The sequence below is a fragment of the Mesorhizobium sp. M2A.F.Ca.ET.042.01.1.1 genome (assembly GCF_003997405.1).
Classification (GTDB): domain Bacteria; phylum Pseudomonadota; class Alphaproteobacteria; order Rhizobiales; family Rhizobiaceae; genus Mesorhizobium.
This window is the reverse complement of the sequence record NZ_RZRX01000027.1, coordinates 25,801-38,441: the sequence shown is the minus strand read 5'-3', so window position 1 is coordinate 38,441 and position 12,641 is coordinate 25,801. Positions and strand designations below refer to the sequence as shown.

At 64.3% G+C, this 12,641-nt stretch carries 14 protein-coding genes; 5 read left to right on the top strand and 9 right to left on the bottom strand.

Annotated elements, in window-relative coordinates; translation table 11 throughout:
• A partial coding sequence (locus EOA23_RS06605; RefSeq protein WP_189341518.1) for an EAL domain-containing protein occupies positions 1-491 on the top strand: 491 nt, incomplete at its 5' end.
• Positions 492-595: 104 nt separating this feature from the next.
• Here the strand turns inward: EOA23_RS06605 and EOA23_RS06600 are convergent.
• Complete coding sequence (locus EOA23_RS06600; protein WP_042640974.1) at positions 596-1,552, bottom strand: LysR substrate-binding domain-containing protein; 957 nt, start codon at positions 1,550-1,552, stop codon at positions 596-598.
• Positions 1,553-1,790: 238 nt separating this feature from the next.
• Here EOA23_RS06600 and EOA23_RS06595 point away from each other — a divergent pair, with 238 nt between their 5' ends.
• Positions 1,791-2,081 carry a DUF1127 domain-containing protein gene (locus EOA23_RS06595; protein ID WP_042640975.1) on the top strand — a complete coding sequence of 97 codons (291 nt, stop codon included), beginning with the start codon at positions 1,791-1,793 and terminating at the stop codon, positions 2,079-2,081.
• 151 nt (positions 2,082-2,232) lie between these two features.
• Here EOA23_RS06595 and EOA23_RS06590 read toward each other — a convergent pair whose 3' ends face one another.
• From EOA23_RS06590 to EOA23_RS06570, 5 genes are all read right to left on the bottom strand, one after another.
• The gene (locus tag EOA23_RS06590) at positions 2,233-2,511 is read right to left on the bottom strand and encodes a hypothetical protein (protein ID WP_127303301.1); all 279 of its coding nucleotides are present in this window, start codon (positions 2,509-2,511) and stop codon (positions 2,233-2,235) included.
• Between the two features lie 12 nt (positions 2,512-2,523).
• The gene (locus tag EOA23_RS06585; RefSeq protein WP_127303300.1) at positions 2,524-3,540 is read right to left on the bottom strand and encodes a DUF937 domain-containing protein; all 1,017 of its coding nucleotides are present in this window, start codon (positions 3,538-3,540) and stop codon (positions 2,524-2,526) included.
• A 102-nt stretch (positions 3,541-3,642) separates the two neighbouring features.
• Positions 3,643-5,016 carry a glutamate--cysteine ligase gene (locus tag EOA23_RS06580; protein WP_127303299.1) on the bottom strand — a complete coding sequence of 458 codons (1,374 nt, stop codon included), beginning with the start codon at positions 5,014-5,016 and terminating at the stop codon, positions 3,643-3,645.
• Between the two features lie 204 nt (positions 5,017-5,220).
• Positions 5,221-5,955 (bottom strand): 16S rRNA (uracil(1498)-N(3))-methyltransferase, encoded by a 735-nt coding sequence (locus tag EOA23_RS06575; protein WP_127303298.1) that lies wholly within the window; start codon positions 5,953-5,955, stop codon positions 5,221-5,223.
• 132 nt (positions 5,956-6,087) lie between these two features.
• Complete coding sequence (locus EOA23_RS06570; RefSeq protein ID WP_127303297.1) at positions 6,088-6,735, bottom strand: hypothetical protein; 648 nt, start codon at positions 6,733-6,735, stop codon at positions 6,088-6,090.
• An 87-nt stretch (positions 6,736-6,822) separates the two neighbouring features.
• Here EOA23_RS06570 and EOA23_RS06565 point away from each other — a divergent pair, with 87 nt between their 5' ends.
• The gene (locus EOA23_RS06565; protein ID WP_127303303.1) at positions 6,823-7,521 is read left to right on the top strand and encodes a type 1 glutamine amidotransferase; all 699 of its coding nucleotides are present in this window, start codon (positions 6,823-6,825) and stop codon (positions 7,519-7,521) included.
• Between the two features lie 332 nt (positions 7,522-7,853).
• A complete protein-coding gene (locus tag EOA23_RS36870; RefSeq protein ID WP_263498119.1) occupies positions 7,854-7,985 on the top strand; it encodes a hypothetical protein in 132 nt (43 codons plus the stop codon).
• A 42-nt stretch (positions 7,986-8,027) separates the two neighbouring features.
• On the opposite strand, the gene EOA23_RS06555 is transcribed toward EOA23_RS36870, so the two are convergent.
• The 3 genes from EOA23_RS06555 to EOA23_RS06545 form a co-directional block, all read right to left on the bottom strand.
• Positions 8,028-8,795 carry a metallophosphoesterase gene (locus EOA23_RS06555; protein ID WP_127303296.1) on the bottom strand — a complete coding sequence of 256 codons (768 nt, stop codon included), beginning with the start codon at positions 8,793-8,795 and terminating at the stop codon, positions 8,028-8,030.
• Positions 8,796-8,899: 104 nt separating this feature from the next.
• Positions 8,900-10,036, bottom strand: coding sequence for an alpha-hydroxy acid oxidase (locus tag EOA23_RS06550; protein ID WP_127303295.1), 1,137 nt, complete (start codon positions 10,034-10,036; stop codon positions 8,900-8,902).
• Positions 10,037-10,060: 24 nt separating this feature from the next.
• Positions 10,061-10,864 (bottom strand): FCD domain-containing protein, encoded by an 804-nt coding sequence (locus tag EOA23_RS06545; RefSeq protein WP_127303294.1) that lies wholly within the window; start codon positions 10,862-10,864, stop codon positions 10,061-10,063.
• A gap of 207 nt (positions 10,865-11,071) precedes the next feature.
• Between EOA23_RS06545 and EOA23_RS06540 the strand changes: the two genes are divergently transcribed.
• Positions 11,072-12,394 (top strand): DUF3422 family protein, encoded by a 1,323-nt coding sequence (locus tag EOA23_RS06540; RefSeq protein ID WP_127303293.1) that lies wholly within the window; start codon positions 11,072-11,074, stop codon positions 12,392-12,394.
• Positions 12,395-12,641: the final 247 nt, after the last annotated feature.

Below are 12,641 nucleotides of genomic sequence, written 5' to 3'. Positions count from 1 at the left end.
ATGCCGGCTTTGCCGAACAGATCGCCGGCATCCTGAAGGAAACCGGGCTCGACCCATCCCGCCTGCAGCTCGAGACCACCGAGAGCGTTCTGCTCGAGCACAATGACACGATCGGCGCCGTGATTGCCGCGCTGCGCCAGTCCGGCGTGCGCATCGTGCTCGACGATTTCGGCACCGGCTACTCTTCCCTCAGCTATCTGCGCCGCCAGGCGATCGACAAGCTGAAGATCGACCATTCCTTCGTGCGTCTGCTCGACGAGGACGAAAGCGCCCGCGCAATCGCCAAGACGTTGATCGAGCTGGCGCTGGTCCTGAAGGTCGAGGTGACTGCCGAAGGCGTCGAAACCGACGCGCAGAAGGCCTTGCTGGTTGGCATGGGTTGTCTCCAGATGCAGGGCTATCTGCTGTCGCCGCCGTTGGAGCCGGGCCAGTTGCTTGCGCTGCCGGGTGTTTCGTCAGCCGGCCCGGAGCGTTCCGTTGCTCGGGCCTAGAGCAGTTCGTCGTTTCACGGAAACGGCGAACCGCTCTATCTCTTTGTCTGGACGCAATTCCAGACGGAAAACCGCTTCACACTTTTCCTGGAATTGCTCCCGCCTTACCAGCCAGGCATGATCTGGTTGGCCTTGACCCGCTTCATCTTGGCAAAGGCGAGCGCCGCGAAGTCGAAGCTTCCCGCCTCTTCGCTCACCGGCACGGAAATGTTGTCGAGGCTTTCGGCGATGTGACGGGCCAAGGCGTCGACGATCTCCGGCTGTGAGGTCTGGCCGCGCATGATGCCGATGCGGCAGTCCGGCAACTGGCCGAAGCCGTCAGCCTCGCCGAGCACGCGCATGCCGGGCCTGAGCGCGCATTCCGGCAGCACCGAGACCGCCAGGCCGGAGAGCACGGCCGCGGTGATGACGGTGGCCGAGAAGCTGGAGAACAGCACGCGATAGTCGCGGTTCTGCCGGTCGAGCACGTCGACAGCCGCACGCCGCCAGATGCAGTTCGGCCGGCCGAACGCCATCGGCAGGGTTTCCTGTTCATGCGTGGCGTGGTTGGCCGAGGTGACCCACAAGAGCGGCTCGCGACGCACCACTTCCGACTGGCCGCGCGTGTCGTTATGCGTGACCAGCGCGAGGTCGAGATTGCCGCGCTTGATATGTTCGACCAGCCCCGGCGTCGGCTCGCAGACGACCGTCAGCTCGACACGCGGATTGGAGCGCGAGAAGCGCGCCATGATCTCGGGCAGGAAGCGGTCGGCGTAGTCGTCAGGCGTGCCGATGCGGATCGTGCCTTCGAGGCGCTGGTCGTCGAAGGCGGCCAAGGTCTCGCGGTTGAGGTAGATCAGCCGCCGCGCATAGGAAAGCAGCCGGTCGCCCTCCTCGGTCAGCTTGTTGGTGCGGCCGTCCTTTTCGAACAGCGGCTTGCCGATCCGCTCCTCCAGCCGCCGCATCTGCATCGACACGGCCGACTGCGTCCGGTGCACCTCCTCGGCCGCGCGGGTGAAGCTGCCGGTGTCGGCGATCGAGATGAAGGTTTGCAACTGATCGAGGTCAAGCGGCGCTTTCATCGGTCCAACCTATCATTGATGTTGATGCTAGAGATTAAAAACATTCGTTGGATTAATCAATCGCGCGATGGCAAATTGTCATTGTCCACATGGGAACAGTGCATGTCGCCCAGAAGTGGTTCCCGGTTCTGGGGACAACGACATGCATCACATCAATGAATGGAAACCGGAACGGCGCTTCTCCCAAGGCGCCGATTGGCTGGTTTCGTCCGCTCGACTCCTGGAAGGAGAGACTGAAATGACCACGATTGAATTCGCCTCCGAGACCCCGCGCATCACCACGCGTCCGGCCGTTGCGACGCTTGTGGTCAATGCCATCGCCAACAGCTACCGCGCCTGGAAAAACCGCCGCGCCTTCTATCGCCTTGGCGAGATGTCGGACGCCGAGCTTGCCGATATCGGCCTGACGCGCGGCGACCTCCATGTCGCGATCGACGTGCCCTTCGGCCGCGACCCGACGGCGAAGCTGCGCGTGATCGCCAGCGAGCGCGCCGACACGATTGAGGACCTTGCTCGTCAGGTAGGCTGAAGGGCGGCGTTTTCCTGGATTTTCCGTCGCGCTGAACCTTTTCACGGCTCGGCGCGACCAAGTTCACGCAGGCTCCCACACTCCCTGCCGGTTCCCCGCCGGCCAGCCTGCACATTGCCCGGTTCTCCTCCAGGACCGGGCATTTTTTCGCTTACAGCCGATCGATAAGTTCGATGAGCCATCCACCGGCAAACATCAAAAACCCGAAGGCCAAAAGGGATAGAGCGAATATCCCATAGCCCGCGCGATTGCTCTTATCTACCGGCTTCCACTGTGACGACAGCGGCTTGCCGTACCTCAAGGCGTCACGAATGTTTCCAAACCCAGGTGCGTCACTGGGGTTAAGGAAGTCATATCGATAAACTGAGTAGACAGCGCCGAGCGGCGCTGCACCCATCAAGCCATTGATGACCATTTCACCTAAGGTCATGCTTTGCCGGACCTACCGCCGGTCCATGTCGCGCTTGAACTGGTCGAAGATCGTCTCCACGCCCTTTTGATATTCGTCGCGCTGCTGCGCGCCGGTCTCGAACATCTTGCCGAATATGTCGTCGAACGGGTTTCGCGGACGGCCGCTCGGGTTGGTCTGCGGCTGTTGCGGCGCGCTCTGCTGCGGTTGGCGCTGTTGCGGCTGCGGCGCCGGCTGCCCGCCGGGCGCGCCAAAGCCGCCTCCGCCCTGGCGCAGCATCTCCTCGAAGATCTTGCCGAGCGGATTGTCGCCATAGGGGCTTTGTGTCTGCTGCGGCTGGCTTTGCGGCTGCGCGCCGCCGCCGAACATGTCCTGCAGCACCTTGCCAAGCGGGTTTTCGCCGTAGGGATTGGGCGCTTGCTGTGTCTGGCTTTGCGGCTGTGCCGCGCCGCCGCCGAACATGTCCTGCAGCACCTTGCCGAGCGGATTCTCACCGTAGGGATTGGGCGCCGGCGCCTGCCGCGTTTGCGGCGCGGGCGCGAGGCCGCCCTGCCGCATCATCTGCTCGATGATCTCGCCGAGCGGATTGCCGCTGCCGCCGAAGGCCTGCATCTGCCCCCCGGTCAACTGATTGTTGGTCTGCTTGAACAGCCCGCCCATCATCATTGAGGCCATGGCCGGCAGCATCTGCTGCAACACCTGCTGGCTGAGCCCCGTCGCCTGGGCGGCCTGGTTCGCCACGGCGCGCGACAACTCCTTCGAGCCGAACAGATGGCCGAGAATGCCGTTGCCCTCATCGATGCCTTGCGGCGAAAAGGCTCTTGTCGCATCCTCGAAATATTTGGCGTGCTGCCCACTCGCCATCGCCGTCATGAAGGCGCCCATCCCGTAGGGATCGGCGGTGTTGCGCTGGAGCCCCTGTGAGAAGGCGGGCAGCAGCGCCTGGACCGCAGCCTGCGTCTGCTGCATCGAAAGCCCATATTGCTGGGCTAGCGCCTGCATGCCGGCGCCATTCTGGGCTTGGGCAAAAATGTCGAACAGGGAAGGCATGGGGGTCTCCTCCGGCAGTGTTCTCGCGGGAAAAGACTAGTTCGTTTCGATCACTGATTGAAGCGGCTTTTACCAACCAACCGCGTAGCGAGTAGCGGACGGTTAATAGGCATATTCCATGAACACCGGCTCGATCGAGCCGCCCCAGCGCGTGTGGTAGGCCGACAGCATCTCCTCAGCGCTGGTCGTGCCACGCGACACGACCTCGTCCAGCGTGTTGAGGAACGACGTCTCGTCGTAACCGTCGCGGTTCTTCTTGGCCCGGTTCTTCAGGCCCATGCGCGAGACGGCGAGCACGTCGCGGGCCACGTCGCGCAAGGTGGCGTTGCGGAACGGCGCCGCGATGCCAAGCTCCGGCACGGCATTGCGCATCGCCAGCGCTTCCTGATAGGTCCAGCTTGCGGTCAGCGCCTCGACGGCGTCCAGCGCATGCTCGTCATAGAGCAGCCCGACCCAGAAGGCGGGCAGGGCGCAGATGCGACGCCACGGGCCGCCATCGGCGCCGCGCATTTCGAGGAAACGCTTCAGCCGCACGTCGGGGAACAAGGTGGAGAGATGGTTCGCCCAGTCGCCCATTGTCGGCAGGCCGTCGGGGATTTCATTGCGCGCCGCACCCGCCATGAACTGGCGGAAGGTGTAGCGCGTCATGTCGTGATACTGGCCGTCGCGGATGACGAAATACATCGGCACGTCGAGCGCCCATTCGACATAGTCGGCAAAGCCGAAATCGGGCGCGAAGCAGAATTCGAGCATGCCGGAGCGCTGGTTGTCGGTGTCGCGCCAGATGTCGCCGCGCCAGCTCTGCAGCCCGTTTGGCCGGCCCTCGGTGAAGGGCGAGTTGGCAAACAGCGCCGTCGACAGCGGCTGCAGCTTCAGCGACACCTGCATCTTGCGGCGCATGTCGGTCTCGCTCTCGAAGTCGAGGTTAACCTGGATCGTGCAGGTGCGATACATCATGTCGAGGCCCTTGGTGCCGACCTTCGGCATGTAGCGCGTCATGATCTCGTAGCGCGATTTCGGCATTTTCGGCGTGTCGGCCAGCGACCATTTCGGGCTGCCGCCAAGGCCGAGGAAGCGGATGCCGAGCGGCTCGGCGATCTCGCGCACCTGCGCCAGATGCGCGTTGCCCTCGCGACAGGTCTGGTGGATCGATTCCAGCGGCGCGCCCGAAAGCTCGAACTGGCCGCCGGGCTCCAACGAGATCGCGCCCTGGCCGGTCGGCTCGACAAGGCCGATGATACGGCCGTCATCGATGATCGGGTCCCAGCCGAGCTTTTGCTGCATGCCTTCAAGGATGGCGCGGATGCCGCGCTCGCCGCCATAGGGCACCGGCGCGTGGCCGTCGACATAGAAGGGGAATTTCTCGTGCTCGGTGCCGATGCGCCATTTGTCGCGCGGCTTGTTGCCGGCGGCCAGATAGCCGACCAGTTCGTCGATGCCTTCGATGGGCTGGGTATCGGTCGTGTCGCGCGCCATGAGGCCCCTCCGAGCGCTTTGCCCCGGAAATCGGCATCGACTTCCGCCAGGCGTCCTGCACAGTTCCTATGTGTTACAGCGCCCTTCGCGCGTCGAAAAGCATGCGCGGTGCTGCAGAGGCCGGACGGCCGCCGGCGCTAGATGGACGAAATGCCGGCAGCCGATCAAGCAAAAAATCCTGAGCCAGGCCTCAATGGGATTTGATCACCAGTCGCCGATCGTCGCCTGGATGGCGGCAAGCGCCGCCACCGCCGCCGTGTCGGCGCGCAGGATGCGCGGCCCGAGCGGGATGGCGGTGACGAAAGGCAAGGCCCTCAGCATCTTGCGCTCGTCCTCGGAAAATCCGCCTTCGGGACCGACCAGAAGCGCAAGTTTCTTCTCGCTTACCGCCTGCAGGGCCGGCAGCGGATTGTTGGTCGAGGCATCCTCGTCGCAGAAGATCAGCCGCCGCTCCTTGTCCCAATGGGCAAGCAGCCTCTCCAGTTTCTCCGCCTCGCGCACCTCCGGCACTGCCAGTATGCCGCATTGCTCGGCCGCTTCGACGACATTGGCGCGCAGCCGCTCGATGCCGGGCTTCGCCACCTGCGTGTGCTGGGTGATGACCGGCTGCAGCACACCGGCGCCCATCTCGACGGCCTTCTGCACCAGATAGTCGAGCCGTCCCTGCTTGAGCGGCGCGAAGCAATAGGCGAGATCTGGCAGCGGCGGCTGAGGCCGCTGCAGCTCCAGCACTTTCAACCGGACAGCCTTCTTGGATCTAGCGGCGATCGCAGCCGACCATTCGCCGTCGCGGCCGTTGAAAAGCAGCACCTCGGCGCCTTCGCCGAGCCGCAGCACATGGGCGAGATAATGGCTCTGCTGCTGTCCGGCATCGAATTCGAGGCCGGGTCCAAGATCGTCCGGCACGAACAGCCGCTGCATTTTGTAGTTGGCGCGCATGGCCCAGGCAGGTCCGCAAAAGTGTCCCGCGGTTTTGCGATCAGAACCTGCAAAAAACAAGGGAATCTAGGCAGATATTTGCGGGCCAGCGCTCGAATATTTGCCGACCAATGGGCGAGGCGATGGATATCGTCAAGTGTCGGCGGTCGGATGCCAGGTCGGCACGAAGCCGTGCCGCAAAACGGCAATGGTGGTTGCCGGCGTCAGCAGGCGCAGCGACCGGTCGGTGAAGCGATCGAAGCCGGTTGGACCGGCGTAACCCGCGAAGGACCATTCAAGTGCCTTGCCGGAACGCAACGCATAGGCGGTGTCGCCGTCCGCGATCATCGCTCCATCAGGCAGGGCGCCAAGCTTCGGCACGGTTACGGGAGGCGGCCGTCCACCTGAAGCCAGCCGTTCCCGGTGGAGCCGTTTGTCGACCATCGGCGCGCGCGGCTCTGCGATGCCGAAGGCCTCGCCGAAGCGGGCGACGAAATCGGTCGCCCGTTCGCGCCGGCAGAAGAAACAGGGCCGGTGGCCGGCGGCCAATGCCGTCACCTCGTCGAGGAAGAACAGTTCGGTCCAGCCGGCCTTCCCACCGGGCCGGTTACGGCCCATCGGCTCGCGCCGCACGTTGCGGAACTCGCACACGCAGATGATCCAGGCCGGCAAGGCCCAGCGCTTCCTCAGCAGAGTCCTGGTCTCCGGATCATGGATGATGCCGCGATTGCCGGTGAACAGGCCGCGTTCCGGCACCGCATGGATGGTGCCGAAGGGATCGACCCGGTTCTGCAGTGGCATAGCTTTCTCTCCCGCCGCGCATCTTGGCTGAAACACGGGCCGCATGATATCGCTCGCCCCAGTCTTTTCATGTCAGCAGGATTCTCGATGCGCGTGCTGGTGGTCCAGAACTACGACAATACCGGCCTCGGCCAGGTCGGCGCCGCTCTGGCCGAAGCGGGCGCCGATGTCGACCTGCGGCGCCCATACCAGGGCGATCCGCTGCCGCAGGACGCGGGCGAGCATGATGCGATGGTCGTGCTGGGCGGCGGGCAGAATGCGCTGGCAGACGAGGACTATCCCTATTTCCCGGCGCTGCTTGAGCTGACACGCGAATTCGCCGAGAACGACCGCTCGGTGCTCGGTATCTGCCTCGGCAGCCAGCTCCTTGCCCGCGCGTTTGGCGGCGACAACCACATCGGCGGCGCCACCGAGTTCGGCTGGCACAAGGTCTCGCTGACGCCGGCGGCGAAGTCGGATCCGGTGCTGGCGGCGCTGCCCGAGCAATTCCCGATCTTCGAATGGCACGACGACACCTTTGCGCTGCCTGAGAATGCCGTGCGGCTTGCGGGCAGCGCGGTCGCCGAGAACCAGGCCTTCCGCCTCGGCCGCGCCGTCTACGGGTTCCAGTTCCATTTCGAGGCGGACACGCCGATGGTGCGCGACTGGAGCACCTCCTTCGCGGCAACCATCGCCGAGCGCCATCCCGACTGGAACGACCGGCTCGACGACGAGTTGGCCGGTAACGGCCCCGAAGCCGATGCCGCCGGCCTGGCGATCGCCCGCGCCTGGGTGGCTACCATCTAAGGTACGTTGATATTCAGGTGAGGCCGGCCTGACCTGCATCTCGACACATCCGCGCGGACGCAGCGTGGCATAATTGGCACGCCTCAGCGCCTGCGCCTGGGGATAACGCTCTTCTTTCTTGGTTTGTGTCCGGCCGCTCCCTTAAGAGGGCGCGCTTTGTATCGCCGGTGCAACCGCCATGAACCTTTTGTGTGATCCAGCCGACACACCGGCGAAACAGAATCTGCTTAGAAGCGCGAAATCGTCGAAACATTGAGACGCATTTTATCGTTTCAACGCATTGGTAACCGCCTCGTGCGCAGATGCAGAAAGCTTAACCAGAGATGACGTCCGTGAAAGCAGCTCTCCTGTCTTTTGTCATGCTGTCTGCAATCGTGCTCTGCGGCCTGGGCATCTATGCCGCCGACGCAGCGACCAACCACCGCGCCGTCGACGGCTACGGCGTGACGGCCTCGCTCGACTGAGCCCAATCAAAAATCGGAAGCACGCCCGCGCTGGGATCGCGCTTAGAGCGCTTTGCCTTTGACGTCGATAATCTGCTTGTCGCCGCCATTGACGGCGAGCGCGCTCAGCGTCCCCGATTTCCAGGCGAGCGTGTCGACATTGACGCGGTTGGCCTTCACCTCGGCTTCCGGGACTGGCGTGTGCCCGTGCACGATCACCTTTGAAAAAAGCTCCTGGTGATCGTGGAAGGCGTCGCGGATCCAGATCAGGTCCTGCTGGTTCTGATGGTCGAGCGGCACGTCCGGCCTTATCCCGGCATGGCAGAAGAAGAAGTCTCCGAAACTGACCGAAAACGTCAGCGACTGCAGGAAATCGACATGGCTGCGCGGCACCGCTTTCACCAGCGCAGCGTGTCCTCGCGCGATGGCTTCCGCCTTGCCGTACCAATGGGCGTCACGGACAAGGTCCACGCCATAGGACTGCGCGGTCTGCACGCCGCCATAGTTCATGAACAGGCCGTCCGGCTCGGCATCGGCCAGGAATTCGAGCATGCCGATATCGTGGTTGCCGGCGAGCATGATGTTGCGCGGATCGCGCTTGCGCGCCTCGATCAGGAAATCAATGACGCTCTTTGAATCCGGACCGCGGTCGACATAGTCGCCGAGATGGATGATGCGCCAGTCGGAGGCGGGCGCATGTTCCAGTTGGCTTTCGATGCGCCGGTGCATGGCGGCGAGCAGGTCATGGCGTCCATGTACATCGCCGATGGCGTAAAGCCGCATGTCGTTCGGCCCGCGCGCGTCGAGATAGTGGATACCGGTTCCGGTCAAGGTGAATATGTTCCCAAGGCACAGTTGGGGCCAAGCCTAGTGCCGATCGATGAACAACGCCCTAGCGACGCTACCGATCCCCGCGATCTTGGCGCTACTGCGTCCTAGCGCCGGAGCTGGTCCTTGCCCATGTCGGCGACGAGGCGCTTGCCGCACAGCGCCATCGTGACATCCATTTCCTTGCGGATGATTTCGAGCGCTTTGGTGACGCCGTCCTTGCCCATCGCGCCGAGGCCGTAAAGGAACGGCCTGCCGATATAGGTGCCCTTGGCGCCAAGGCAGAGCGCCTTGAGCACGTCCTGGCCGGAGCGGATGCCGCCGTCCATATGGACTTCGATCCTGTCGCCGACCGCGTCGGCGATCTCTTCCAGCACCGAGATCGAGGAGGGCGCGCCGTCGAGCTGCCGCCCGCCATGGTTTGAGACCACGATCGCGTCCGCCCCGGTCTCTGCCGCCATCAGCGCGTCTTCCTTGTCGAGGATGCCCTTCAGGATCAGCTTGCCGCCCCAGCGTTCCTTGATCCAGGCGACGTCCTTCCACGAGAGGTGCGGATCGAACTGCTCATTCGTCCAGGACGACAGTGAGGAGACGTCGCCCACGCCCTTGGCGTGGCCGACGATGTTGCGGAAGGTGCGGCGCTTGGTGCCTGCGATGCCCAGGCACCAGCGCGGCTTCAGCGCCAGGTCGATGATGTTGGCAAGCGTCATTTTGGGCGGCGCCGAAAGCCCGTTGCGCACGTCCTTGTGGCGCTGTCCCAGGATCTGCAGGTCGAGCGTCAGTACCAGCGCCGAACACTTTGCCGCCTTGGCGCGGTCGATGAGGTTGAGCACAAAATCCTTGTCGCGCAGCACATAGAGCTGGAACCAGAACGGCTTCTTGGTCACCGAGGCGACATCCTCGATCGAGCAGATGCTCATGGTGGACAGCGTGAACGGTACCCCGAACACTTCCGCCGCTTGCGCCGCCAGCATCTCGCCGTCGGCATGCTGCATGCCGGTCAGCCCGGTTGGCGCGAGCGCCACCGGCATCGCCACCTTCTGGCCGATCATGGTCGATTCCAGCGAGCGGTTGCTCATGTCGACCAGCACGCGCTGGCGGAACTTGATCTTGCCGAAGTCCTCCTCGTTGGCCCGGTAGGTGCTCTCAGTCCAGGCGCCGGAATCGGCATAGTCGAAGAACATCTTCGGCACCCTGCGGCGCGCCAGGTCCTTGAGATCGGCGATGGTGAGGATTTCGCTCATGATGGGTCCCCGCTAAATCTGTGCTTAAGAGCGTTTGCGTGTGGGTTCGATGTCGCCGGCGTCGGAGCGCTGTCTCAGCCTCAGCCGGGAGACGCGCTGCCAGTCGCCGCTGCGCTCGGCTTCCGCCATCGAGCGCTCGACATAGGTGATGTGGTCCATCGCCGCCTTGCGCGCCGCGATCGGGTCTGCCGCCTTGATCGCGGTATGGATCGCCCGGTGCTGCTCGAGCAGCGCCTCGCGCGCGCCGGGCACGCCGAACACCAGAAGCCGGTTCTGGAAAACGCCTTCCGACAGCAGACGGTAGCAGGAGCGCAGCGTATGCAGCAGGATGATGTTGTGCGCGCATTCGCACACCGCATGATGGAACTCGACGTCGATCTCCGCCTCGTCGTCGAAGTCGCCGGTCCGGTGCGCCTCCTCCATGCGCGCCATGATGCGGTCGAGCAGCGCAAGGTCCTCCGGCGTCGCCCGCCGCGCCGCATATTCGGCCGCCACCGCCTCGATCTCGCGCCGGTATTCCAGATAGTCGGTCACCGCCTTGCGGTGCGTGGAGATGAGGTCCGTCACCGGCTTGGTGAAGAGCTGGCCGATGACGTCGGCGACATGCGTGCCGCCGCCGGGGCGCGTCGTCAGCAGCCCGCGTCCCTCCAGCGCCTTCAGCGCATCGCGCAGGATCGGCCGCGACACGTCGAACTGGCGCGCCAGCTCGCGCTCGCCGGGCAGCCGGTCGCCGGTGCGCAGCACGCCTTCGAGAATCAGGCTCTCGATCTGCTGCACCACCTCGTCGGCGGTGCGCGAATGCTCGATCCTGGAGAAAATGTCGCTCAAAGGGGCGCCTGGAGAAAGGAACGGATGTCGCCCAGATTAAAGCGTCTGTCGCCAACTGGTCAAATTATTTATCCAATTCGCCCAATGCGGTCGGATCGCTTGCCGCGCGCCGCCATCGCCAGATGCTAATATTTGCTGTTTACGCGTCTCGCCGATTGCCGCAAGACGACCGGGTTGCACGAAGGGTCGAAAACAGGGGGACCAGCCGTGTCCGACGAGATGTCCAGTCTCGAATTCCAGCCGCGCGCCCAAGGCAGCGTCATGGGCTTTCCGGCGCATGAGGGGCGGCCCGGCGCGATTGGCGAGGTCCATGCCCGTCCGCACCCGCTGATCGAAAAACCGCGCGTGCTGATCCAGCTTTCCTTCATGACCGAGGCTGGCGCCGCGGTTGATCATGCCGTGCTGTCGGAGCTTTCGCGGCGGCTGGGAATCGCCGCGCCGGAGCGCAACGCGCGCCACCACGCCATGAAATGGGGCAAGGGCTCGCTGCGGTGGGAGCGGCATACGGAATTCTCGACCTATCTCTGGGAAGGGCCGCTGGCCGAGAATGGCCGAGGGCAGGAGGATTCGCCCTTCGGCAACGGCTTCTCGCCCCCAGGCACGGTGATTTCCGGCATTCGCCTCGAGATCCGCAAATGGACGCAGGCAAGTGAAAGGCTGATCGCCGGCTTCGACCCGACCAGCCTGTGCTATTCGCTGGTGGAGCGCGGCGCCGCCGCGATCATCACCGATTTCCGCCAAGACGGCGACGGCCTGACCCGCATGCTGGTGCTCGATCGCGGCCTGACGCCGGCCAGCACCGGCGCCCTGTCGCAGCGGCTGATCGACATCGAGACCTATCGGACGCTGGCCATGCTCGGCCTGCCGCTGGCATTGACGCTGTCCAGCCGTGCCCGCCGTATCGAGGACCGCCTGGCACAGACGACGCTGGAAATGAAGGCCGTCGAAACCCGCGACAGCCAGACGCTGCTCGCCGACCTCACCGAGCTCGCCGCCGAGCTCGAGGCAGACGCCGCATCCAGCCTCTACCGCTTCGGCGCCAGCCGCGCCTATGACGGCATCGTCACCGAGCGTCTCGAAGCGCTTGATGAGGAGCCGGCGCAGGGCTTTGACACCTGGGCGGGCTTTCTGCAGCGGCGCATGGCGCCGGCCATGCGCACCTGCCGCTCGGTCGAGGAGCGCCAGGCAAATTTGTCGCGGAAACTCACCCGCGCCACCACGCTGCTGCGCACTTGGGTCGATGTCGACGTCGAGAAGCAGAACCGTGACCTGCTCGCCTCGATGAACAACCGTGCCCGGCTGCAGCTGCGCCTGCAGCAAACGGTCGAAGGCCTGTCCGTGGCCGCCGTCTCATACTATGTCGTCGGCCTTATCGGCTATGTCGCCAAGGGCGCCTCGATCTTCGGTCACGTCTTCGCGCCAGAAGTCGTCACCGCCGCCTCCGTCCCGGTCGCCATCCTGCTGGTCTGGTGGGGCGTGCGCCGGGTGCGCAAAATGCATTCCGAGCCGACGAAACATCCGGGCGAGTAGTCTTCCCCCGTGAGGGGGAGATGTCGCCGAAGGCGACAGAGGGGGTCGCCGCGCGTGGAGCGCCGGCGCCTTCCTCTACGACAGAAGACGTCGGCGATCTACGTTAGACGACCCCCTCTGACCGCTTCGCGGCCATCTCCCCCTCAAAGGGGCAGATTCGAGCGCCAGCGGCAGATTGCCGCTGCGGAAGCTGGGCATTACGGTCGCCGCCATATGTGACCAAAGCAGCGTTTGCAACGAAACCGTC

What these genes read in the sequence shown, in the direction of transcription:
- EOA23_RS06600 (WP_042640974.1), bottom strand. Translation starts at nt 1,552, where the DNA reads ATGAAAGCGCCGCTTGACCTCGATCAGTTGCAAACCTTCATCTCGATC.
- EOA23_RS06595 (WP_042640975.1), top strand. Translation starts at nt 1,791, where the DNA reads ATGACCACGATTGAATTCGCCTCCGAGACCCCGCGCATCACCACGCGT.
- EOA23_RS06590 (WP_127303301.1), bottom strand. Translation starts at nt 2,511, where the DNA reads ATGACCTTAGGTGAAATGGTCATCAATGGCTTGATGGGTGCAGCGCCG.
- EOA23_RS06585 (WP_127303300.1), bottom strand. Translation starts at nt 3,540, where the DNA reads ATGCCTTCCCTGTTCGACATTTTTGCCCAAGCCCAGAATGGCGCCGGC.
- EOA23_RS06580 (WP_127303299.1), bottom strand. Translation starts at nt 5,016, where the DNA reads ATGGCGCGCGACACGACCGATACCCAGCCCATCGAAGGCATCGACGAA.
- EOA23_RS06575 (WP_127303298.1), bottom strand. Translation starts at nt 5,955, where the DNA reads ATGCGCGCCAACTACAAAATGCAGCGGCTGTTCGTGCCGGACGATCTT.
- EOA23_RS06570 (WP_127303297.1), bottom strand. Translation starts at nt 6,735, where the DNA reads ATGCCACTGCAGAACCGGGTCGATCCCTTCGGCACCATCCATGCGGTG.
- EOA23_RS06565 (WP_127303303.1), top strand. Translation starts at nt 6,823, where the DNA reads ATGCGCGTGCTGGTGGTCCAGAACTACGACAATACCGGCCTCGGCCAG.
- EOA23_RS06550 (WP_127303295.1), bottom strand. Translation starts at nt 10,036, where the DNA reads ATGAGCGAAATCCTCACCATCGCCGATCTCAAGGACCTGGCGCGCCGC.